We start from the raw sequence: 24,156 nt of genomic DNA, 5'->3' as shown, positions 1-24,156 counted from the left end.
CTTATCTTAGTTTGCTGTTATCTAAAAGTTTTGGACAAAATATATCGAAAGGACATTTAGTGCATAATGGACGTATGCTTTTACAGATATATCTACCATGTAATAATATCCAATGGTGTGCGTTTGTAACCTCTTTTTTATCTATATGTTTCATAAGATAATCTTCTACTTTGCGTGGCGAGTTAGTGTCTTTTGGTACTAATCCTAAGCGATGACTTACTCTGTAGACATGGGTATCAACGGCTAAGGTAGGCTTTCCGAACCATACAGCTTGTACAACGTTAGCAGTTTTACGTCCTACGCCAGGCAGCTTAATTAGTTCGTTAGGGTCAGATGGCACTTCGCCATCATAGCTATTTGTTAGCATTTGAGCCATTTCTACTAAATGTTTAGCTTTAGCATTTGGGTATGATACACTTTTTATATATTCGTATATTTCTTCTATTTTTGCTTTAGCCATGATTTTTGCATTAGGATAATGTAAAAATAAAGCTGGCGTTATTGCATTTATACGTTTATCTGTGCATTGAGCAGATAATAGGGTAGCGCATAGAAGCTGGAAAGCAGATCCAAATATTAGTTCGGTAGTAACTTCTCCTACGTGTGAGCGGAAGTAGTCCATTACTATTTTATATCTTTCTTCGCGAGTCATTATTTTTTTAAGAGTAGTATCTTTATGCTTTATATTTATTGCAAAGATACTTAAAACTAATCGAAAATTTGGTGCTTATAAAAAGTTAATGTACTTTTGTATTAAAATAAAAAAACAAAAACGATATGATTACTCCTATATTTGGACTTGTTGCTTTACTCTTATTAGCTTTGATAGGGTGGGGATTAGCAGAGCTGAAAAATAAAACAGTGAAGTTCTGTCATTCAGAAAAGGAAGCCGAAGGTGAAGAAGAAATGCTTGAAGCTTTTGAAGCTCATGGCGGTAAGGAAATGAGCTTAAAAGATATTTTAGCTAACAATAGCACAAAGGGCTTTAAGTCGATATAATATGTATTAGAATATTACTATCCTCTTTCTTGAGTTTTATAGGATAGTAATAAAACTACTAAAAGGGCTTATACTCTCTATATAATAGGTATAAGCCCTTACTTTTATTAAAAATTTTTTATCTAATAATTATTTATATTTATTTCTTTGCTTGCTTTTTATCCAAAGGTAAACGCCAAGTGAAAGAAACACTATAAGGATAATTATCATTTGCCATACATATTTTTCAGGCTCTATCCAAAATTCTTTAAAGAAATTTATGCGTCCAAGAATTTCTACAGGAGTCCAAAACACTATTACTGTAGCAATAGCCATACGTATATTAGCTCCCCATGCAGCAATGTGTAGTTGGTGTCGCAGCATGAATATAGAGCCCACGAAACAACCTATTCCTATAAGAAACGTTATAGGGTTATGATCTCCTAAAAAGTTTTTATCATAGCAGAACATTAATAATAAATAAAGTCCCCATAAGATCATATTTATCTCCATAAAAGTTACTATGCTGGTATGTCGTGTCATAGGTTGCATGGCTATTACTTTTCTTTTGCTACGAAAAGCTATTTTCTGAATCCATGTAATAAAGTCGCAACCATTTTTTGTACTAAATATGTACATTGTCATAACCATCATCCATAGTCCAAACGATGCAGGCATTATAAGATATTCAGGCTTAGTAACTACTACACCATTTTCTATTTCTGGCTGAACACCATAACGTCTGGCGTAATATAGAAAAAGGAATTCTACCCAACCCGTCCAAAAGAGTAGTCCCCCAAATAGTCCCCATAAAGTTTGCCGTGTATCGCCTTTTACAAATACACCTATTATTACTATTATTAGTCCTACTAATCCCATCATAAATCCAGCGATGTGCATAGATTCTTGACTCATAAATTTTTCCATTAAAATCATTAAAGCATGACCTAAAGGCATTGTAAAAAGCACTAAGAGGAAAGATGCAAATGTGCGCCACCAATATCTTTTTTGTTTTTTATGTTCCATTTTATTTTAATTCATCTAAGTAATAACTAATTTCTCCGCCGGTATCTCCTATTTCTGTATCTGTTTTATACCAACTAACTATTTGTAATTTAAAATAATGCTGTCCATCAGCTGTGCGTATAACATATGTATGGAAAGAGGGTGAATACACAGGTGGTGGACCTGTGAAAGTGAGAGCCTCTGCAAGAATGGGGTTTGCATCGGTTAGTGTTACCTTAGGGCCATTATTAGGATCAAACCAAGGGTTTTCTTTAAAGTCGAGTTTGTTCTTAATTAGATACTTGTTCCAATCGGTTTTTGACATTGTAATATATATAGAATGATCGTCCACAGCCCATTGTAAGTTTTTGGGCAGTTGGTTTACTGTTTCCCAAGTATTGTAACCACTATAACCAAGATCGGCTGCACCACCTTTACCGTTACCTGAAGTTCCGCTATTTGTTCGTAGACGGTAGCCGCAGAAAGCTATATCCCAATCTAATCTGTTTTTCTGTTCACCTTCTTTGATATCCTCATTAGGCTTATTTCTGTTAAAAATTTTTCCTGTGCGTAAATTGAAATACATCCAGTCGTTGGTTACTTCTGTTATATATCCTGTTACTCTCGGAAGGACATGCCCTGTAAATGGTTCAGCATCATATTTTACACAAGATGCAAAAAACATAGTATAGAGTATTGTGAGTATCTCTAAAATATATCGTTTCATATTTTACGTTTTAACGAGTTTACTATATCATCTACTAAAAATTCTAATTGTATATATCCTTTTGCTCCACTTGTAGCCGGGATATTAAACATTGTAACACCAGAACCTAATGTCTTTGGTATATAATTAAAAATATTATCCACTCCTATAGTAATTTTCACCTTATTATATAAAGTTTGCACTACAGATAAGTTGCACATAATATAGGAAGGTAGCTTACATCTAAAATAAGCATCATAGCTTTTTTTATGTTCTTCTACCCATACTCGGTCTTGAATATCAAAGTTTTTCTCACCCATAAAGGAAGCACTAAAAATAGTTTTTAAGCGATAATTAGGTCTGTTTAGTATATAATCAATACTTCCAGTAGCAGCATGTGGTGATGTTGTGTTTATATGTACACCTTCTTCTTTGCCTACATTAACATAGCTGTATGTAGCGTTTAAAGTAAATGCATTTAAGAAATGCCATTTTAAGATACCTTCTAATCCTATGATGTTTTGATTGTTAAGATTAGTATATTCAAAGTTATATTGCATATCATAAATACGCCAAACACCTTCTATTTTCTTTCTGAAAAAATTACCATATGTATTAAGATTTATAAAAAAGTTGTTGTTACTATATTCAGCTCCTATTGAAACATAATAATTTTTTTCAGGTTTTAACTCTTCATTACCTCTAATTTGAAACATACCCAAGTGGTCCCAATTAAAAAATAGCTCTTTAATACTTGGAGATCTATAACCTATAGAGTAGGTGTTACGTATAGCCCAATTATCATTAGGAGAATATTTTACAGCTATTTTAGGCATATACATAAATCCGAATGCTTTTGAAAAGTTAGTACGTATCCCTGATGATAACATCCATTTGTTGTTTATAGTCCATTCATCTTGCAGGAAATATTCTGTTTCTTTAAGTGCACGGGTGGTCATTTTTCTATTAACAAACCTGTCGCTAGTAAGCTCATCACTGGTATATTCTATACCAAAGGTGCTACTATGTTTGTCAAAATAATTCGATATAATGGATAATCGTGGCTGAAATATCTTGCTTTCGTACACTTTTTTGCGCATGTCTTTACGTTCGTGGCGTTTAAATCTGTCATAAAAGTCAGCGTGCAAACTTAGTTTTATAGTGAACCAATCCTTTACATCATATTTTAGTTTTACACCTGTCATATAATCACGACTCTGTGAAAAATTCATATCTTGTATCAAATCGTATGAATTCATAAAAAACATAGAGCCATAAATCTGTGCAGAAAAGTCTTTACATGGTTCGAGATATAGCTTTTGTGCTGCTGATATATGTTCAGTACCTTCAATACCCATAGGTGAGCGTTTAGCAATACTTGTTAAAATAATATCATGCGGCAAGAATGGATTTGCCTCTTTCGTATAGACTTTTTTATCTTTTTCTGCTTGATAAAGATAAAAAGCATCACTCTCACTATACCATACATCGGTTTGAGAGGTAAAAATACCTTTCTTAAATCCTGCTGATAGCCATCCTTGTAGATTTGGACGATCGGAATTTTTCTCAAACATATATAGAAAGTCTTTTGGGTGTGGCTTTTTATAATTACGTTCGTTCATTTGTGCCCAACGTAGTCCTGCTTGGATATCTAAAGGCTTATTAGTTTTTTTTGATATAAGATTAATTACAGCTCCTGAAGCTCTGCTACCATAAAGCGTAGAGCTTGCCCCTTTTACTATCTCTATACGGTCTATAGCATGTAGATTAAAGCGTTCATAATCTAAATTGCCTGCCATGTCGCCTGTCATGCGTTCGCCATCTTGCAAAAAGAGAACATGCCGTGCGTCTAAACCTTGCATTGATATTTCGTTACCAAACCCTACTTTCTGAATATTCAGTCCTGGTGTTTCTTGTTGCAAGGCATGTTGTAGATCGCTATATCCTGCATCTACGAGGTTCTTTCCTCCTAATACCTGCGTTGTTATGGGAGAGAGCTTGATGGGGCGTTCTGTTCGTGAACCTGTTACAACAACATCATTTAGGTGTAACACGTCTTCGCGCATAACTATATTTATATTGTTTTCTTGTGGTGCTGCGTAACCTTTTATAGGAATAAAGCCTGCAGCTAAGATGTTATAAAATACACCTTTTCCCTTTTCAGCTTTTAATATAGCATTGCCATCAATGTCTGTAACAGTTTGTAGGTAACCTCTAAGATCTTTTCTTATAGCATATTGTACGGTGGCTCCTACTAAAGGTTGCTGCGTATCCTTGTCAAGTATAGTTATCTTTACTTGCCGCTGTGCTTGTATTGATAGCATTATAAATAGGCAAAGGAAAGATAATAAAAGTCTTTTCTTATGCATCATATTCTTTTTTTTGTTAAAAAGGAAATGAAAGAACTTTAAAGCCTCTCATTTCCTTTTTTTATTTATATCAAAAAATACTTATTGCAAACCATGGTCTTTTTTGTAGGCTTTCAGATCTTCCTCGTATTTTTTAAACTCTGCCGTGTAGTTATTTATACGATTCTTATCTATAGTTTGTAAGAAACATTCTGAACGTACATTCATCATATTATAGTCTACAATGAAGTTTATCTCATGAGTTTTTACATTATAGTATCCTTTTACTAAACTTCCTTTTGCCGTTTCATTACTTTTACCATCATCGGCTATAACATAACCATTCTCGCCTTTAAATTTTATCCAGCTATTACCTTTATATTCATCTTTTTCAAAAGAATTAAGCTGCATTATTTCTGTATTGCAGGCAAAGGTTACGACAAAAGGCATTTTTCCAACAGTAAATTTATCTAACTTAATAGTAAGTATGTTCTTATCTGTTAAATCCCAACTAAAATGGAATTTTGTAGGGCACCCAGATGGCAGTAAAGTTTTATCTATTCCATTCATCGTAGCTTTGGTGCTTAGTATAATATCACCATTTAAAAAGCTCTTTGCCTCTGTCAACAGATCTTCTTTTACAGGTTTCCTTTCAAGGCTCTCATCAGAATGACATGATGAGAGCAGAAAGAATACACTAAAAAAAAGTAAATATTTTATTTTTCCCAAAATATATTATATATAGTTTTAAATATTACTTTATTTTTCTTTATTTATTTTTACTCCTTGAAATTCTACAATTGCTGTGAACGAAAATCCCAAATAAAAAGCATTTAGACTTTCTATTTTATATGTAAGAACATTATTTTTTATATTTCCAGTAACAACAGCATTGAAATTACTAACTTTTCTTAATATTGTTAGTTTAATAGCATTGTAAACAGTCTGATTAAAACTACCATCTGGGTTTATCTTAATATTAGTTGCATCAAGCTCAATACTACCAGGCATCTTACCTAATTGGAAAGGATCTATGTGAAGACTAATTAAAGAGTTTGGGTGTAATACATTAGTTATAACCGAATTATCAGGCACAGACTTTTCACCATTCATGTAAATGCGTGTAAATTTACCTAAGTAGTCCTCCTTTATATCCTGTTGTGCTGATATAGTCATTACCGTGCTTAGAAGCATTATGCAAATAAAAATGATCTTTTTCATAATTAATTTTGTTAAGTGTGTAAAATAAAGTAAAAAACGTTAGTTTTTATTCTTCAATATCAGAAGGTTTTAACCAATTACCAGCATCAAATTCTTTTTGGTACGACATATATCCATCATTACAATATTTTCCATACTTTTTGATAAATTCTTTAAAAGAATCAGTATCAAGCATTTTCTTAGAAACTGTTACAGAAACTTTTTCTTGGTCTGTTGTTAATTCTTTTTTCTTATTTTCTGCGCTGCTGAAATAATTTTTAAGTTCAGGATATTTTATTTCTGTATTATCTAAGAATAATGCTATTTCTTCAGTAGCTTTAATCATACTTAAATCAACTTTTTTAAGTTTAGGTAAGTCTCCCAAAATGATGTTTGCAATACAGTCTGTTGATGGGTTAGGGAATATTATAGCTTCTAAGTTAGGGCAATGTGTAATATTTAAACAATTGGAAACAAAAACATCAAAATCTTTTATTTCTTGATTGCAAATCTTAGTCTGTGATAGATCAAGCGTTGTAATACTTGAGCATTTACTTATAGTTAGGTTGCCAAGATTTTTAGCTTTTGAAAGATCTATTCCTTCCTCTATTTCTGTATTGCTAAGCATTAAACCTTTTATATTTTCTCGTGGCATCAAATGACCTATCTTATAAGAGCCTTCTCCCATTGCTGCTACAACCATCTTTTGTAAATAAGGATTATTTACGAAATATTCAAAACCTTCTATAGATTCTAATCCTTTTATGTCATTAGGCATATAAAGCGTGATGTTTTTTCCATTATCGCTAAGAGATGGTTGTTTAGAAAAGTCTATATTACTATCATCTATAAACATGCTTGGATATATTTTTTTTATATAACTCCTGAAAACAGGATCTGGAATATTTCTTATAGTGTTATATTTCTGTAATTTCCCATCAGCATCAGCTATCTGTATATCAGCTTCTTTACCTTTTTCTTTATAGAAAGGCATTAAGTCTTCTACATTATATTTTGCTGTAGCAGGTAAATAAAGTTTTGTAAAGTTGTGTAGAACAGTTGTTTTTAGCTCATCATTTTCCAATTTAGCATTTACCAAACCTTCAAAATCGTATATCTTGTTGCCTGTCAAGTCTACAGCTGTAATTTGTTTTGGCAATTTGTTAAAGTCGAATACAGGACCATAACCATTATTAGATAACTTTACTTCTTTTAAATTTGGAAAGATGTCTAAACCACTAATATCTTTTAGCTTAGTGCCACTAAGGTCAAGAGAAGTGGTGTTGTTTGCTAAATCGTTTAGCTCTAACTTCCCATCTTTATCAAACTGATAGCCTTTTTGCTTCAGAATGTTCATCAACTCTGTGTTTTTTAGAGCGTTTGCACTGTATGTAGCCGCATCTTCATTGTTGCTACATGAGGTAAGTCCCATTACAAAAAATGCCATTACTGGCACAATTACATTTTTAAAACTTTTCATATTCAAAAATAAATTAACTTAATTTCTTGCAAAGTTAAAGCTAAGTTTTTAATCTGACAATACCTATTTGTTATGATTTTACTTCGTGTTATGCAATCCTCATTTATTATGATTTTTGCTTATTTTTCATTCATTATTTGTTTTATTCAAACTAAAATGTATATTTTAGGGCGGTGAGAAGGTAGAAAAGATTGATAGGCTTTTTAGATAATGTAAATATGAAAGCTAAAGAGATGGGTTGCTTTTTAGTATTTTCTTAACATATACTCTTATATTACCCCACTACTATATATATATTAACAATAAATGTTAAGCAGAAGTGGCTGCTCTCCAAAATAAAGTAAAAAAGTGCTCTTCTTTAGGTTAAGTATAGTATATTCTTAGTAATTTTACACTCAAAATATACCAAAAACTTAAACTTAAAATACAGATTAATGACTAATTTAAAGAGTTTGCTTCCTTGGGAAGAGCGTCCTACAGAGTGTAAAGATGTAATGTGGAGATATACTAAAAACCCAATTATTGATCGTTATCATATCCCTTCATCAAATAGTATTTTTAATAGTGCAGTAGTGCCTTTTAAAGATGGTTTTGCTGGAGTTTTTCGTTGCGATAACAAGTCGGTACAGATGAATATCTTTGCAGGTTTTAGTAAAGATGGCATCAATTGGGATATTAATCACGATCCTATTACTTTTGAGCAAGGGAACACACAGATGATAGAGTCGGAATATAAATACGACCCACGTGTAACATGGATAGAAGATCGTTATTGGATAACATGGTGTAATGGTTATCATGGTCCTACTATTGGGATAGGTTATACTTTCGATTTTAAAACTTTTTATCAGTGCGAAAATGCTTTTTTGCCTTTTAATCGTAATGGCGTGCTTTTTCCTGAGAAAATAAATGGTAAGTATGCTATGTTAAGTCGTCCAAGCGATAATGGTCATACGCCTTTTGGCGATATATATATAAGTTTTTCTCCTGATATGAAGTATTGGGGCGAGCATCGTTGTGTAATGAAGGTAACACCTTTTCCTAAGAGTGCATGGCAGTGTACAAAGATAGGCGCAGGCTCTGTACCATTCTTAACAAAGGAAGGCTGGCTGTTGTTTTATCATGGAGTTATAAATACCTGTAATGGTTTCCGTTATTCTATGGGAGCTGCAATACTTCAGAAAGATGATCCCACTAAGGTTCTTTATCGCACACAGCCTTATTTGCTTGCTCCTGCTGCACCTTATGAGCTGTCTGGCGATGTACCTAATGTTGTGTTTCCATGTGCAGCCTTACAAGATACAGAGCGTGTGGCAGTATATTATGGTGCTGCTGACACAGTAGTAGGGATTGCTTTTGGGTATATAGATGAGATTATAGAGTATACTAAGCGCAATTCTATTGTTTAAAATGTATAATCGGCATTAACACCTACGTATATATATATATAATGTATCTTTAGGGTGTTAAATGTCGATTTTTGTTTTTTTATTTTCAAAAATATAACATAGATGTTAGGTAAATCGCGGAAATATATTTGCATCTTATTTACTTTCTTTTCTCTTATGGCTTTTTCAGAGAGTAAAAAAGATGTGGTAGACTATGTAAACCCTTTTATAGGAACGTCTAATTTTGGCACTACTAATCCCGGTGCAGTATGTCCTAACGGATTAATGTCGGTAGTACCTTTTAACGTAATGGGCAGTTCTAAAAATAAATATGATAAAGACTCACGCTGGTGGTCTACACCGTATGAATATCATAATGTTTTTTTTACAGGCTATTCTCATGTCAATTTAAGCGGAGTAGGCTGCCCTGAAGCAGGGTCTTTATTGCTTATGCCTACTACAGGAGCATTGCAAGTAGACTATAAACAGTATGGTAGCTGTTATAAAAACGAAAAGGCACAGCCAGGGTATTATGCTAATATTCTTACCGATTATAATATTAAGACAGAAGTTACAGCTACTCTTCGCTCTTCTTTGGCACGTTTTACCTTTCCTAAAGGTAAAAGCCATATATTGTTAAATCTTGGTGAAGGGCTTACTAACGAGAGTGGGGCTTATATAAAGAAGGTGAGCGATACAGAGTTTGTTGGTATGAAGCTGTTAGGTACTTTTTGCTATAATCCACAAGCTGTTTTTCCTATTTATTTTGTTATGCGTACTAAGAAAAAACCTCTTTCTTCAGGTTATTGGAAAAAGCAACGCCCTATGACAGGTGTAGAAAGTCAATGGGATAAGGATAATGGTAAATATAAGTTGTATACCGATTATAAGAAAGACTTAGCAGGTGATGATATAGGGGTGTTCTTAAATTATGATACTGAGGAAAATGAGCAAATAGAAGTGCAAATGGGAGTATCATTCGTAAGTATAGAAAATGCTCGGCAAAACTTAGATATAGAGCAAAAAAATAAGACTTTTGAGCAGATATATAATGAAGCTCGGCAAGCATGGCAAGAAAATTTGTCTAAAATAACAGTAGAGGGTGGTACCGAAAACGATAAAACTATTTTCTATACAGCTCTTTATCATACACTTATCCACCCTAACATATTACAAGATGTTAATGGAGAGTATCCTGCTATAGAAAGTGATAAAATAAAAACACTCGATAAAGGAAATAGATATACCGTATTTTCTCTATGGGATACTTATCGTAATGTACACCAACTTCTAACATTGGTATATCCTGAAAAACAGCGGGACATGATTCGTACTATGATAAATATGTATGAAGAGCATGGCTGGATGCCTAAATGGGAGCTTTTTTCTCGTGAGACTTATACTATGGAGGGCGATCCTGCTATTCCTGTTATCACCGATTCTTACCTTAAAGGCTTGCGAGGTTATGATATTGATAAGGCTTATGAAGCCTTCTATAAGTCGGCTACCACAGCTGGAGAGGATAACCTTCTGCGCCCCGATAATGACGATTATATCACCAAAGGGTATGTAGCCCTTCGCGAGCAATATGATAATTCTGTTTCGCACGCATTGGAATATTACGTGGCAGACAATGCTTTAGCTCGTCTTGCTAAAGCTTTAGGTAAAGCGAAAGATGCTAAAATCTTTTATGCCCGATCGCTCAATTACCGCAAATATTATGATAAGCAATGCGGAACATTAAGACCTTTGCTACCTGATGGTACTTTCCTTACAAAGTTTAATCCTAAGCAAGGAGAAAACTTTGAGCCTTCACCGGGCTTTCATGAAGGAAATGCTTGGAACTATACTTTCTTTGTTCCACACGATGTTTTGGGCTATGCAAGACTTATGGGAGGACAGAAAGCCTTTGTAAACAAGCTCCAAATGGTGTTTGATAAGCATTATTATGACCCTGCTAACGAACCTGATATTGCTTACGCTCATCTTTTTTCTTATTTTAAAGGAGAAGCATGGCGTACCCAAAGAGAAGTGAGAAAAATATTAAAGGAAAACTTTAAGAATCTTCCAGAAGGCATTCCTGGTAACGATGATACAGGGACAATGTCGGCATGGGCTGTGTTTAATATGATGGGATTTTATCCCGACTGTCCAGGTAACCCGTCTTATACTTTTACATCTCCTGTTTTCAGTAAGATAACTATAAAGTTAGATAAAAAACAATGGGGACAGAAACAACTTGTTATAGAAACTATTAGTAACAATGATAAGGCAGAGATTATAAAAAAAATAGAAGTTGGTGGTAAGCCATATCATAGCTTTAGAATAACACATGAGCAACTTATAAAAGCCGGACATGTAAAAATTTATCTTCAGTAAATGAACTATTATAAAAAAATATATAAACTTTTAGCTTTTAAAAGATTATCTTTTATTCACTCAAAGATGACCTTTTACCCACTCAAAGACGACCTTTTACTCATAAAAAGATGATATTTTACAATATAACATTTTACCCAAATATGACTAATAAAACAAAATAAAAACGGCTATTTAACGTTAATACGTTTACAATAAAAGCAGTTTTGTAACAAAGCAAAAATAACATAAAGATGAAATATAATAAACGAATACTTTTTTCTGCTGTGCTTTTGTTAATGTTTTTCAATTTAACAATAGCACAAGATATGATACCTAAACCTAATAGCTATACTCCTTTAAAAGGTTCTTTTAGCTGGGATTCGGATGTGATAGTGTATATAAATGCTGATCACAGTGATGCAAATAGGCTAAAACACTATATAAAAGAGGTTTTTGGATTTACCAAAATATTAAAACATTCTTCTAAACATTTACTTAAGTCATGTGCTAAAGGCTGTTTTGAAGATAATAAAAAAACATTAACTTTAACATGTACTAATAAGGCAAATCTACCTAAAGGCTATCTACCTACGCAGCAACAGCAGGGGTATAACATACAGATAGATGCAAAACATATATCTGTTACAGCTCCAACAGCTTGTGGATTATTCTATGCTTTACAAACTCTTCGTCAGCTAACTACTAATGGTAAGATACAATGTGCTACTATAACAGATTCGCCACGCTTTATGTATCGCGGCTTACAGCTCGACTGCTCACGCCATTTTTGGACAAAAGATTTTATTAAAAAGCAGCTTGATGCTATGGCATATTTTAAGCTAAATGTTTTTCATTGGCATTTAGTAGATGGTGGGGGCTGGCGCCTACAAATAAAGAAATATCCTCGTTTGGTAAGAGAAACAGCCTATCGCACTTATTCTTCTTGGGATAAATGGCGTAAAGAAGATGAGCGAGGTTTTGCTCATAAGCAAGATCCTAATGCTTATGGAGGATATTATACTCAAGAAGATGTTAAAGAGATAGTGCGTTATGCCTCAGACAGACATATAGAGATAATACCAGAAATAGAGATGCCAGGACATAGTGAAGAGGTTACTTTTGCATATCCAGAGCTGTCATGCTCTAAGAAGAATAATTCTCATGAGGATCTTTGCCCGAGCGATGAACGCACTTATGTTTTTATGACAAATGTGTTAAAAGAAGTCTTTAAGCTATTTCCTTCTAAGTATATACATATAGGTGGTGATGAGGCTATGCGCTCTACATGGGAAACATGCGAAAGGTGTCAGAAAAAGATGCGTGAGCTTCAGCTTACTTCTACGGCTCAATTGCAAAGCTATTTTACTCATCGTATAGAGCAATTTCTTAATAAAAATGATCGTAAACTTATAGGTTGGGACGAGATAATGGAAGGAGAGTTAGCACCTAATGCTGCTGTAACTTCTTGGCGTGGCGAACAATATGGACTAAAAGCGGCAAAATTAGGACACAAAGTAGTAATGTCCCCAGTAGGGTATTGTTATATAGACATGTTTCAAGATGCCCCTAACACGCAGCCTAAGGCACAAGGCGGATATTTGCCACTACGTCGTATCTATAGTTATGATCCTGTTCCTAAACAATATAAAGGTACTCAGGTAGAAAGCAACATAATTGGTTTGCAAGCATGTTTATGGACAGAATATGTAGAAGACTCTGCACATGCGGAATATATGATTTATCCACGTGTCCTTGCTATAGCAGAAACAGGCTGGGCTGCTCAGAAAGAAGATTACAACAAGTTTCGTGTACGTGCAATAACAGCAGTAGATACGTTAAAGTCGTGGGGCTTTAATCCCTTTGATTTGGCTAACGAAAAAGGTATTCGCCCGCAAGCCCGTAAAATATATAAACATGATGCAAGAGATAAGAATATTATTTATAATGCTCCTTATGCTGAAAAATATCGTGCAGAAGGCGATTCTACTTTAGTTAATGGCAAAGCTGGCGATTGGGGATACATAGAAGGAGGTTGGCAAGGATTTATCAATGGTTTTGATGTAGTAATAGATTTTGGAAAAGATATAGATATTAGCTCTGTAAAAGCTGATTTTTTACATATTAATACAGTATGGATATTTACTCCAAACGAAATAGAATTGTCAGTTTCTTCAGATAATAAGATATTTACTACCATAGATAAAAGAGATCCTAACATAAAAAAAGAGCAAGTCTATTATATATATCCTTATAACTGGAAAGGACAGGCTAAAGGGCGTTACTTACGTTTAAAAGCAAAGGGTAATATTATAGGAGGTTGGATATTTACTGATGAGATAAGAGTTAATGAAGAAAAATATAAAAATAATTAATATGAAAAATATTTTCAGACAGATACCTTTACGTTTTCGTATGCTGGTAACTTTTTCTTGCATCATGTTTACTGCCTATGCACAAGATACACTATGGGTGCAACAGCAGATAGTACCCATATTAATAGAGCGGCAAGACAATGTCTTGATGTATCTACGTATTGATGCAAAAAACAGTAAAGAGTTGGATAATATAACTATCGACTTGCCCATTTCGGAATCTTTAAGGCATATAAAAGCCATAAAGCTATATTATGGTGGTACTGAGGCAAGACAAGATGTATCAAAGAAACGTTTTGCACCAGCATGTTATATTACTAATTTTACACCTAATAGAACATTATTTGCTTTACCATCTTATTCTGTTAAGCGTGATGAAGTAGCTCCTAAAAACAATTTAGTAACACTTAAAGCAAAACAGAAACTATTTCCTGGAGTGAACTTTTTTTGGATAAGTATAGAAATGAAACCATCTTCTACATTGAATGAAAAAATAAAAGTGGGATTAAAAGAAGCTGTAATAGACAATTCTATGGCTATTTTAGCAGGTGATACTAAAGCAAATAAATGCTATAAAACAGCTATAGGTGTGCGTCATGCAGGTGATGATGGCGTGGCAGCTTATCGTATTCCAGGACTTGTAACCAGCAATAAAGGAACACTTTTAGCTACGTATGATGTAAGACATAATAATAGTATTGATTTACAGGAGTATATAGAGATTGGTTTAAGTAGAAGTATTGATAAGGGAGTCTCGTGGGAGCCTATGCGTATACCGATGAGTTTTGGAGAAAATGGTGGGCTACCAAAGGCGCAAAACGGTGTAGGCGATCCTGCTATATTGGTAGATGAGCATAGGGGCACTATATGGATCATAGGAACATGGACACATGGCATGGGAAATCAGCGAGCATGGTTTAGTTCACAACCCGGAATGGATAAAGACCATACAGCACAATTGATGATAGTGAAGAGTGAAGATGACGGGAAAACATGGTCAGAACCTATCAATATAACAAAAGAAGTGAAGGAATCTTCTTCCTTTTTTCTTTTAGAAGGTCCGGGTAGGGGCATAACAATGCACAATGGAACATTGGTATTCCCTATGCAGTTTATAGATAAAAACAGAATGCCTCATGCAGGGATAATATATAGCAAAGATCATGGAAAGACATGGAAAGCAAGTAATCCTGCAAAAGAAAACACTACAGAGGCACAGGTCGTGGAGCTAAAACAAGGTGAACTTATGTTAAATATGCGTGATAACCGTGGTGGGAGTAGGGCTATAATGACAACTAACGATATGGGAGAAACTTGGCAAGAGCATTCTTCTTCTCGCTCTGCTTTGATAGAACCAATATGTATGGCAAGCCTTATAAAAGTGAGGGCTAAAGATAACTGCTTAGGAAAAGATATATTATTATTTTCTAATCCCAATTCTACAAAAAGCAGAAACAACATTACTATTAAAGCAAGTCTTGATAATGGCTTAACATGGAAAGAAGCTAATCAGATGCTTTTAGACGAAGGTACAAGCTGGGGATACACTTGCCTAACAATGGTAGATAAAGAAACCGTAGGGATTTTATATGAGAGTAGTGCAGCACAAATAACCTTTGAAACAATTAAGTTAAACGATTTAGTGAAAGAAATTAAATAACTATCTAATAATAAACGTAATATAGTTATAGTAATAAGATAAAACAATTATAAAAACATGAAAAAAACATTCTTTTTTTTATTTCTTACTATCTTGGTCTTGGGTAATAGTTTTGCGCAAGATTATACACAATATGTCGATCCTTTTATAGGCACAGGTGGGCATGGTCATGTGTTTTTAGGAGCTAATGTCCCCTTTGGGTATGTTCAGGCAGGTCCTACACAAAAGAAACAAGGTTGGGACTGGTGCTCAGGATACCATTATAGCGATTCTACGGTGATAGGTTTTGGACAGTTACATTTAAGTGGTACTGGCATAGGAGATTTAGGAGATATATCTTTATTACCAGCTATAGAGAAAGATGAACGTGAAATAAAGTTTGCACATCGAGCAGAATATGTAACTCCGGGTTATTATTCTGTAATGTTAGCAAACGGTATAAGGGTAGAACTATCTGCTACTAAACGAGTTGCGTACCATCGTTATAGTTATCCTGCAAACATCAAAAAAGGATATATAGTATTAAATTTATGGCAAGGTATTGGTTGGGATAAAATGACATCTTGCCAAATGAAGCAAGAATCTGATAGAGTTATTAGTGGTGTGCGCAATTCTACTGGTTGGGCAAAGGATCAGAATGTTTATTTTGTAGCCGAGTTTAGCCAACCTATAAAGCAAATAAAAAATGAAAAAGATTCTATTTGGGTTTTTGAAACTATACCTACAGGGGCGCCTGTAGAGGTAAAGGTGGGGCTTTCTGCTGTTAGTATAGCAAATGCACGTAAGAACATGAATTCAGAAATACCTGAATGGAATTTTACTAAAGTAGTAACTAATGCTCAGAACGATTGGAATAAAGAGTTAGGAAAGATAGCTATTTCTACTAAAGATGAGCATGCTCGTAGAATATTTTATACAGCAATGTATCATACAATGATAGCTCCTTCGGTGTTTTCTGACGTAAATGGAGAGTATCGTGGTGCTGATGCAAAGATACATAAGGGAAGTTTTACTAATTATACTACTTTTTCTCTTTGGGATACTTATCGTGCAGCTTTCCCATTGATGACTATAATACACCCAGAGATGCAAAAGGATTTAGCACAAACATTCTTACATATTTATAAAGAACAAGGCAAACTTCCTGTATGGCATTTAATGGGTAATGAGACAGATTGCATGGTAGGTAATCCTTGCGTTCCTGTGCTTTGTGATATAGCGTTAAAAGGTTTTGATGTGGATATGAAAAAGGTTCTTGAAGCTACAAAGAGTTCGCAATTGCTAAGTGAACGTGGATTAGGAAATATAAAAAAGTATGGATATGATCCTGTTGATAAGGATAAGGATAAAGAAACTGTAGCTAAAGGACTGGAATATGCTTTAGCTGACTGGTGTGTAGCACAGGTAGCTTTAAAACTTGGTAAGAAAGATGACTATAAATATTTCTATAATAGAAGTCAGAGCTATCGCAAATTTTATTTTGATAAGAAAACTGGTTTTATGCGTGGTAGGCTATCAGATGGTACGTTTAGAGAGCCGTTTAATCCTTTTAATACCATACATAGGCAAGATGATTATACAGAGGGTAATGCATGGCAGTATACATGGTTAGTACCTCATGACGTACATGGACTTGTAAAGGCTTTTGGCAGTGAAAAAAAGTTTGTGGAAAAGCTCGATTCACTCTTTATTGTTACAGGCGATATGGGCAAAGAGGCATCTCCAGATATTAGTGGTTTGATAGGACAATATGCTCATGGTAACGAGCCAAGCCACCATATTATATATATGTACAATTATGTTGGGCAGCCTTATAAAGCAGCTCCTTTATTACGTAAAGTAATGAAAGATATGTATCATGATAATATAGATGGATTGAGTGGCAATGAGGATGTAGGTCAGATGAGTGCATGGTATATACTTTCTTCTTTAGGATTATATCAGGTAGAGCCTGCAGGAGGTAAGTTTGTTTTTGGTTCACCTATCTTTGATAAGGCAAAAATAAATGTAGGTAATGGTAAAATATTTTCTATTACAACTAAGAATAATAGTGAGGTTAACAAATATATACAAAGCGTTAAGCTTAATGGCAAACCTTATACTTATTCATATATTATGTTTAAAGATATTCAGAAGGGCGGAAACCTTGAATTTATAATGGGGGATAAGCCTTCTAAGTTTGGTACAAATAAAAAAGATCGTCCATAATAGAAGAAATAAAACTATGGAACAGAACAATTTATTTAATATAATAAAGCATTTCAACATTAAAGAGGAAATAACATTTATCAAACCATTAGGAAATGGTTTGATAAATGAAACTTTTGTGATAGGCACTGCTAACCAAAAACGTAAATATGTGTTGCAGCGCATTAATAATGCTATTTTTAAAGATGTAAACCTATTACAACATAACATAGAGATAGTTACTGGTCATATTAGAGAGAAACTTATAAAAGCAGGTGAAACAGATATAGAAAAGAAATGTTTAGAATTTCTTAAATCAGATAATGGTAAAACTTATACAAAGGATAATCAAAATAACTATTGGCGTATAAGTGTTTTTATAAACGATTCCTTCACCAAGACAGATATAAACACTATAACATCATATCAATGTGGACGAATGTTTGGTAATTTTCAGTTTATGCTATCTGATGTTAGAGAAAAACTTGGAGAGACTATACCACAATTTCATAATATTGAATTGCGCATACTACAATTACAAGATGCTATAAAAGCAGATATAAAGGGTAGGGTAAGGGGAGTAATCGATATTGTTAATACACTTTTATACGATGCCGATAAAATGTGCCTATCTGAAAAGTTATATAGAAAAGGAGCTTTAGTTAAACGTATATGCCACTGTGATACTAAAGTAAATAATATGCTTTTTGATGAACATGACAATCCGTTGTGTGTTATTGATTTAGATACTGTTATGCCAAGTTTTATATTTTCAGATTATGGCGATTTCCTTCGTACCAGTGCTAACTATGTGGAAGAGGATTCTCCTGAAATAAATGAAGTGGGACTAAAAGAAGATATATTTAAAAGTTTTACTGAAGGATATATAGAGGTAGCAGATAAATTCTTAACAGATGTAGAAATAAAACATCTTCCTTATGCAGCAGCATTATTTCCATACATGCAGTGTGTACGTTTCTTAACCGATTATATAAATGGTGATACTTATTATAAAGTAAAATATTCTGAACATAATCTTATAAGAAGTAGAAATCAGTTAGCACTGTATAATGATATGATAGCTCATGAAAAAATGATGACAGAATATATAAATAAATTTATATAATGATAAACGAAATAAAGGTTAAACGATTAAGAAATAGTAGTACCCAAGCAGTTAATATTCCATTACTGTTTAAGGTGGAAAATGTTGAATATCAAAACATAAGCGTTGTTAATTGGAGTGAAACTTATCCATATCAGCCCAATGTAACGTTTGCTATAGCACATGATAGTAAAAACATTTATCTTCATTATAAAGTAAAAGAGAATTGTGTACGAAGTGTAGAAGATACAGACCTTGGCAATGTTTGGGAAGACTCATGTTGCGAATTTTTTGTAATGCCCGATGATAAAAATGGATATTATAATATAGAAGCAAATTGCATAGGATCAATATTATTATGCTATGGAAAGGAGCGAGAAAAAAGAGAAGCTGCTAATAGTAGTATATTATCTTGTATTGATCGTTGGGCTTCATTAGGAAGACGAGCCTTAGGAGCGATACATGTAGAGTCTGCTTGGGAGTTATCGTTAATAATACCTGCTTCATCTTTTTTTAAGCATAATATAAAGAGTCTTGATGGTTTAGTAATGAAAGCTAATTTCTATAAATGCGGTGATAAAACAGATAATCCTCATTTTCTATCATGGAAAAAGATAGAACTTCCAAAACCAGACTTCCACTGTCCTAATTTTTTTGGTACTTTAGTCTTTGAATATTAATTTAAGTATGATTATGGTAGATGGCGGGTAAGTAGAAATTCCATGTGGTATTATTTGCTATTTATCTTACATTTTTCTTGTTGAATAATAATTAGGGTATGATAAGTAGTATGAATTAAAAAGACCATAACTTAGAAAAGGCTATGGTCTTTTTAATATTTTATTATTTAATCTCTAATGTTTTTAGAGAACTTTCAGCGGTGTGTACGAGACTCGAACTCGTGACCTCCTGCGTGACAGGCAGGCATTCTAACCAACTGAACTAACACACCAAAAAGGAAAAACACTTTCAGCGGTGTGTACGAGACTCGAACTCGTGACCTCCTGCGTGACAGGCAGGCATTCTAACCAACTGAACTAACACACCAAAACTAAAACCTCAAGGTGTTAATCCCTTTTTGCGAGTGCAAAGTTACTATTTTTTTTTTATTCTACAAATATTTAAACGATATTTTTTTTATGAAAGATATATTGTAGAATTATAGCATCTATATAATCATTATTTATAAACAGCCATTGCTTTAACACTGCACCTTTTATAAAACCAACTCTTTGCAAGCATTGTAAACATGAATAATTATTTTTATCTACAATAGCATAAACCTGATTTAAGTGTAAATATTTATAAGCATAATGACAAATTTCTTTGATAACAGCTTGTCCTATACCTTTATTACGATAGGCTTCTAAGAGAATTATTCCTAATTCAGCACGGCGATGTGTAGGATCAAAGTTAACCAAATCTACCATACCTATAGTTTCTTTTAGCTCTGTTTCTATAATTAAACGTACTTGTCCATCTATATAAATATCGTTGTTAGAAGTGGCTATATAATTACGCAACACATATTTACTGTAAGGAACATTTGATGCGCCAAATTTCCAAAGAGAACTATCATTTTCTATAATATACAAAAAATCAAGATCTTCAGGCTCTAATGCACGCAATGTATACTGATGATCGTTAATCTTTATATTCATAAAATTATAAATAAAATTATAGCTTTTCTTTATCTAAATTACATTCGTGCACACATCTTTTCTTTGAAGGAAATATAAAAACTATACTTAACAATAGGATCAAAGATAAATAAAAGAAGCTAACCTCAAAACCAAATAAATAATAATAAAATAGATTTAAAATCATAGGAAAACAAAGTAGCCATATTCTAACACTACCCCAGCATAATAATGTGCTTATAACCTTTGGATTAGAAGATAATAGCTGGTTTTTAATAAAAGGAAATCTAAATAAATAAAGAGCAAAAGGTATTACTGCTATGGTTAATAGTTGCATAATAAATTGGGCAATTATAAGGCAATTATAATGCTCTTTATCAGATATTAAACCAGGTGAAAGTAAATTAGTTTCGAAAAGCACTACAATAAACAAGCCTATTATTAAAAGACCTAATAATTCGCTTAATAATATTTTCCTAACCTTTTCCATTGTTTTTATTCTTAATTATCAAAAGGAGTACGATTGACAATACTTCTTCCCAAAGTTACCTCGTCGGTATATTCTAATTCATCACCAACAGATATTCCACGAGCTATAACAGATAACTTTATATTAAAATTTTTTATTTTTCGAGATATATAAAAGTTAGTTGTATCACCTTCCATGGTGCTTGCTAATGCAAAGATAACTTCTTTTATACTTCCACTACGTACACGCTCTACAAGTGAATCTATTTCAATATCGTTTGGACCTACTCCGTCCATAGGCGAAATAATACCACCAAGAACATGATATAAACCAGAAAACTGTTGTGTGTTTTCTATAGCCATCACATCTTGAATATTTTCTACTACACATACAATACTTTTATCACGGTGAATATCCGAACATATTGGGCAAAGGTCAGTATCAGAAATATTATGGCATACTTTACACGACTTTATGTTATGCTTCATCAAAGTTATTGCATTAGAGAATTCATCCACCCGACTCGTCGATTGACGAAGCAGGTGGAGAACTAATCGGAGAGCCGTTTTACGACCTATACCAGGAAATTGAGAAAACTCATTTACAGCTTTCTCTAATAATAAAGAATGAAATTCTTGCATCCTTTTTATTTTCTATCTTAATCATCAAATAAGTATATACCTAAACCTATCTTTAAACCTACAGTAGAATAATCTGCATTCTTAAAAGACCTATCATAATATAGTGCAGGCTCTATGGTAACAGAACGATTAAGGAAAAAAGCATATCCTACTTCAGCGCCAGGCTTTAAATCGTTATAATTAATATTCTCATGGGTAAACTTAACATTCGCACCAAGATACAGACCATTTTGTGTAATATAAAAACGACCGCCTACACCTACAGTGAAATGATCAGCTACAGTATCAGAACCATTATGCTCTGCACTAATATGTCCTAAAACCATCAAATTGTCTCTTAAAAAATAACCTGCTTTACCTTCAAGGCCTATGTTTAAACCATACTTGCTATTATGGTGAATATCTAAGCCTGTGAGCGATGCACCTAAATAACCCTTACCTTCTTGAAACTGAGCAAACGCTCCTAAGCTCAACATGGAAACTACCATGATAATCATCAATCTTTTAATCATCATATTCATATTTTATTTTATTATAAAAAAATATTATCTATATAAATCTAATTGTAGAGAACATATATTTTGACAAAGATAAATAAAATATATAGAATACAAAAATAATTGCATATCTTTGTAACCTATTTATGGTTTTTTCCTGTTATTTACATCTAAAAAACAAGTATTTACATTGTTCTTATAATTAATATATGTATAATAAAATATTTATTTCCTTTATTTTTGCGCTAACAAGCTTCAAAAGCATGGCACAAACCTTTTCTGATACAATACCTTATATTCATTCACCTAAAAGAGAAACTAGGGCAGTATGGTTAACAACTCTTGCTAATCTTGACTGGCCGAAGACTTATGCTAATTCTTTAAAGAATATAGAGTATCAAAAGATGGAGTTAATATCTATCCTTAATAAATATCAGCAAGCTAACATAAATACTGTATTGTTACAAACTAGAATACGTGCTACTACTATTTATCCTTCTGCTATAGAGCCATGGGACAGATGTATTACAGGTGTAGAAGGGAAAGCTCCAGAAAATGGCTACGATCCTTTAAAATTTGCAATAGAAGAATGTCATAAACGAGGAATGGCTATACATGCATGGATAGTATCTATACCTGCAGGAAACAAAAAGTCGATTGGGGTAAAACAACTTCAAAAGAAAGGACTTAAATTACATTACATTTCAAAAGAGGCATACCTAGATCCTGCAGATGGCAATGTTTCTCATTATTTAGCAAAAATATGTACAGAAATAGTAAGGCATTATGATGTAGATGGTATAAATCTTGATTACATTCGTTATCCTGATTCATGGCATAAACCAACAAGTAAATATGGAGATAGGTCAAATGACCGATGTGCACAAATAACAAAGATTGTGCGTACTATTCATGATCAAGTAAAATTTATAAAACCTTGGGTAAGAATATCATGTTCGCCTATAGGAAAATATGCTGACTTAAAACATTATTCTTCTAAGAATTATAATGCTCGCGACCGTTTTTCACAAGAAGCACAAGAATGGTTACGTTTAGGACTAATGGATCAGCTTTATCCTATGCAATATTTTCGTGGTAATAATTACTATCCTTTCCTTGCTGATTGGAATGAAAATAGATGTCAAAAAGAAATTATTTCAGGAATAGGCACTTATCTCCTTAGTCCTAAAGAAGGAAGTTGGACACTTAATGAAGTAAAGCGGCAAATGAATATTAGTCGTAGTTTAGGAATAGGACAAGCTCACTTTAGGTCGTTTTTTCTTACTAATAATACACAAGGAATACTTGATTATGAAAAATTATTTAATATTAGTCCTGCCATTCCTCCTGTTTTGTATGGTTATAAATATAATATAGCTGCTCCTTCATATTATAATAACAATAACAATTTAATAATTTCAGATAAAAATAGTAGTATTAAGATTTTAAAATGGAAAGGAACTTCACCTTATTATAATATATATGCAAGTAAAAAATTTCCAGTAGATATTAATAAATCTGAAAATTTATTATACACTAAGTTTATAGGCAAGTCTTTAGTTTTAAAAGATCCTTCGATGCAAAGAAACTTTCATTTTGCTATAACTGCTATGGATAGGTATGATAATGAAAGTGTTGCATTGCAAGAAAATATTAAAGAACAATCATCACCATTTTTCTCCACATTATTAACTAATGATAATAATAGGGTAATTCTACCATATAAGTTGGCAGCTTTTAAGATAAACTACTATATAGTAGAAACTCTACAAGGAAATATTATTCAACAAATATCTTATAATCCTAAAGTTAATTATGTATTAATAGCTCCTTTACCTAATGGAATGTACAGGCTAAAAGCAATGTTTCCAAATTATAAGTATTCTGTAAATATAGGTTTTTTCCTTATAAACAATTAACTTTCTGTGAGGTCGAGCTTTTTTTAAAACATTATATTTTTGCGATACTTTAATAGTAATATATAGTTATAATATTTTACCACATCTATTGTAAATAGTTTGAATACTGATAAATTATTTTTAAATAGTCGTCCCTTAAAAACTATATTTCAGCATAAAGTTTGTATTGACAAGCTTTATGCTGATTCTTTTTATAAGGT

Annotated in this window: 19 protein-coding genes and 2 tRNA genes; 9 read left to right on the top strand and 12 right to left on the bottom strand. The window is 33.0% G+C overall.

Going from position 1 to position 24,156, the window contains the following annotated elements; translation table 11 throughout:
• Position 1: 1 nt before the first annotated feature.
• Complete coding sequence (gene nth / locus HMPREF9018_RS04335; RefSeq protein ID WP_008448742.1) at positions 2-652, bottom strand: endonuclease III; 651 nt, start codon at positions 650-652, stop codon at positions 2-4.
• A gap of 125 nt (positions 653-777) precedes the next feature.
• Between nth and HMPREF9018_RS04330 the strand changes: the two genes are divergently transcribed.
• Positions 778-999, top strand: a complete 222-nt coding sequence (locus HMPREF9018_RS04330; RefSeq protein WP_008448868.1) for a hypothetical protein — start codon at positions 778-780, stop codon at positions 997-999.
• 129 nt (positions 1,000-1,128) lie between these two features.
• Here HMPREF9018_RS04330 and HMPREF9018_RS04325 read toward each other — a convergent pair whose 3' ends face one another.
• The 6 genes from HMPREF9018_RS04325 to HMPREF9018_RS04300 all read right to left on the bottom strand — a co-directional run bounded on the left by HMPREF9018_RS04325 (position 1,129) and on the right by HMPREF9018_RS04300 (position 7,717).
• Complete coding sequence (locus tag HMPREF9018_RS04325; protein WP_008448614.1) at positions 1,129-2,004, bottom strand: hypothetical protein; 876 nt, start codon at positions 2,002-2,004, stop codon at positions 1,129-1,131.
• A gap of 1 nt (position 2,005) precedes the next feature.
• Entirely contained in the window at positions 2,006-2,710 is a 705-nt protein-coding gene (locus HMPREF9018_RS04320) for an HmuY family protein (RefSeq protein WP_008448810.1), read from the bottom strand.
• On the bottom strand, positions 2,707-5,058 hold the full coding sequence (locus HMPREF9018_RS04315; protein WP_008448859.1) for a TonB-dependent receptor: 2,352 nt from the start codon (positions 5,056-5,058) through the stop codon (positions 2,707-2,709). The genes HMPREF9018_RS04320 and HMPREF9018_RS04315 overlap by 4 nt, the downstream gene beginning before the upstream one ends.
• 81 nt (positions 5,059-5,139) lie before the next feature.
• Positions 5,140-5,766: a DUF4903 family protein gene (locus HMPREF9018_RS04310; protein WP_036854070.1), complete on the bottom strand. Its 627-nt coding sequence runs from the start codon at positions 5,764-5,766 to the stop codon at positions 5,140-5,142.
• Between the two features lie 30 nt (positions 5,767-5,796).
• The gene (locus HMPREF9018_RS04305) at positions 5,797-6,258 is read right to left on the bottom strand and encodes a hypothetical protein (protein ID WP_156098308.1); all 462 of its coding nucleotides are present in this window, start codon (positions 6,256-6,258) and stop codon (positions 5,797-5,799) included.
• Positions 6,259-6,304: 46 nt separating this feature from the next.
• Positions 6,305-7,717 carry a leucine-rich repeat domain-containing protein gene (locus HMPREF9018_RS04300; RefSeq protein WP_008448774.1) on the bottom strand — a complete coding sequence of 471 codons (1,413 nt, stop codon included), beginning with the start codon at positions 7,715-7,717 and terminating at the stop codon, positions 6,305-6,307.
• Positions 7,718-8,151: 434 nt separating this feature from the next.
• Here HMPREF9018_RS04300 and HMPREF9018_RS04295 point away from each other — a divergent pair, with 434 nt between their 5' ends.
• The 7 genes from HMPREF9018_RS04295 to HMPREF9018_RS04265 all read left to right on the top strand — a co-directional run bounded on the left by HMPREF9018_RS04295 (position 8,152) and on the right by HMPREF9018_RS04265 (position 19,470).
• Positions 8,152-9,126 carry a glycoside hydrolase family 130 protein gene (locus HMPREF9018_RS04295; RefSeq protein WP_008448842.1) on the top strand — a complete coding sequence of 325 codons (975 nt, stop codon included), beginning with the start codon at positions 8,152-8,154 and terminating at the stop codon, positions 9,124-9,126.
• A gap of 102 nt (positions 9,127-9,228) precedes the next feature.
• On the top strand, positions 9,229-11,484 hold the full coding sequence (locus HMPREF9018_RS04290; RefSeq protein WP_008448775.1) for a GH92 family glycosyl hydrolase: 2,256 nt from the start codon (positions 9,229-9,231) through the stop codon (positions 11,482-11,484).
• Between the two features lie 233 nt (positions 11,485-11,717).
• The gene (locus HMPREF9018_RS04285) at positions 11,718-13,838 is read left to right on the top strand and encodes a beta-N-acetylhexosaminidase (protein ID WP_008448794.1); all 2,121 of its coding nucleotides are present in this window, start codon (positions 11,718-11,720) and stop codon (positions 13,836-13,838) included.
• Position 13,839: 1 nt separating this feature from the next.
• Positions 13,840-15,498, top strand: a complete 1,659-nt coding sequence (locus HMPREF9018_RS04280; protein WP_198506723.1) for a sialidase family protein — start codon at positions 13,840-13,842, stop codon at positions 15,496-15,498.
• A gap of 57 nt (positions 15,499-15,555) precedes the next feature.
• The gene (locus tag HMPREF9018_RS04275) at positions 15,556-17,706 is read left to right on the top strand and encodes a GH92 family glycosyl hydrolase (protein WP_008448739.1); all 2,151 of its coding nucleotides are present in this window, start codon (positions 15,556-15,558) and stop codon (positions 17,704-17,706) included.
• Between the two features lie 16 nt (positions 17,707-17,722).
• Positions 17,723-18,811, top strand: coding sequence for a phosphotransferase enzyme family protein (locus HMPREF9018_RS04270; RefSeq protein WP_008448771.1), 1,089 nt, complete (start codon positions 17,723-17,725; stop codon positions 18,809-18,811).
• Positions 18,811-19,470, top strand: coding sequence for a carbohydrate-binding family 9-like protein (locus HMPREF9018_RS04265; RefSeq protein WP_008448798.1), 660 nt, complete (start codon positions 18,811-18,813; stop codon positions 19,468-19,470). Before HMPREF9018_RS04270 ends, HMPREF9018_RS04265 begins: the two co-directional genes overlap by 1 nt.
• Before the next feature lie 198 nt (positions 19,471-19,668).
• Here the strand turns inward: HMPREF9018_RS04265 and HMPREF9018_RS04260 are convergent.
• From HMPREF9018_RS04260 to HMPREF9018_RS04235, 5 genes are all read right to left on the bottom strand, one after another.
• A tRNA-Asp gene (locus HMPREF9018_RS04260) sits at positions 19,669-19,742 on the bottom strand.
• A gap of 21 nt (positions 19,743-19,763) precedes the next feature.
• Positions 19,764-19,837 (bottom strand) — tRNA-Asp (locus HMPREF9018_RS04255).
• A gap of 74 nt (positions 19,838-19,911) precedes the next feature.
• Positions 19,912-20,451, bottom strand: a complete 540-nt coding sequence (locus HMPREF9018_RS04250) for a GNAT family N-acetyltransferase (protein WP_008448663.1) — start codon at positions 20,449-20,451, stop codon at positions 19,912-19,914.
• Positions 20,452-20,931: 480 nt separating this feature from the next.
• The gene (gene recR / locus HMPREF9018_RS04240; RefSeq protein WP_008448847.1) at positions 20,932-21,540 is read right to left on the bottom strand and encodes a recombination mediator RecR; all 609 of its coding nucleotides are present in this window, start codon (positions 21,538-21,540) and stop codon (positions 20,932-20,934) included.
• A 17-nt stretch (positions 21,541-21,557) separates the two neighbouring features.
• A complete protein-coding gene (locus HMPREF9018_RS04235) occupies positions 21,558-22,055 on the bottom strand; it encodes an outer membrane beta-barrel protein (RefSeq protein WP_019036917.1) in 498 nt (165 codons plus the stop codon).
• 191 nt (positions 22,056-22,246) lie between these two features.
• Here HMPREF9018_RS04235 and HMPREF9018_RS04230 point away from each other — a divergent pair, with 191 nt between their 5' ends.
• A complete protein-coding gene (locus HMPREF9018_RS04230) occupies positions 22,247-23,956 on the top strand; it encodes a glycoside hydrolase family 10-like protein (RefSeq protein ID WP_008448694.1) in 1,710 nt (569 codons plus the stop codon).
• The last annotated feature ends 200 nt before the right edge of the window (positions 23,957-24,156 follow it).

The organism is Prevotella amnii CRIS 21A-A (assembly GCF_000177355.1).
In the GTDB taxonomy this organism is placed as follows: Bacteria; Bacteroidota; Bacteroidia; order Bacteroidales; family Bacteroidaceae; genus Prevotella; species Prevotella amnii.
Note: the sequence above shows the minus strand (reverse complement) of the source record. Positions and strands in the feature narration are given on the sequence as shown.